Source organism: Peribacillus sp. SIMBA_075 (assembly GCF_046534585.1).
In genome coordinates this window covers 1-308 of the sequence record NZ_JAWRYN010000339.1, presented here as the reverse complement: position 1 = coordinate 308, position 308 = coordinate 1, and the positions used below count along the sequence as shown (strand labels likewise).

1 pseudogene is annotated in these 308 nt (G+C 45.8%); it reads left to right on the top strand.

From position 1 onward, the window contains the following. Window positions 1-308, top strand: a pseudogene (locus SB775_RS28485) (hypothetical protein); the annotation flags it as partial.

The window sequence follows — 308 nt, the reverse complement described above, 5'->3', positions numbered from 1 at the left end:
GGGTGTCGGTGGCGTCTTGGTCGCTGCCGCTTTATTTGGTTATATCGGAATGATTTTGACACGTCTCGGAAGCCGCATGCAAACGACTTCACATGAAGACGTCGTCTACCGCATCAGTGGAAAATGGATCGGAAAAGTAATCGATTATACATTGATTTTGACCTTATTCGGCGTATTAGTGGTTATGATAGCGGGAGCTGGCTCCATATTCTCGCAGCAATTCGATTTGGCACCGGCATTTGGCCGCAGCATCATGATTATCCTGGTCATCGTGACCATCATGATGAACGTTAAAAAAGTAATTACTG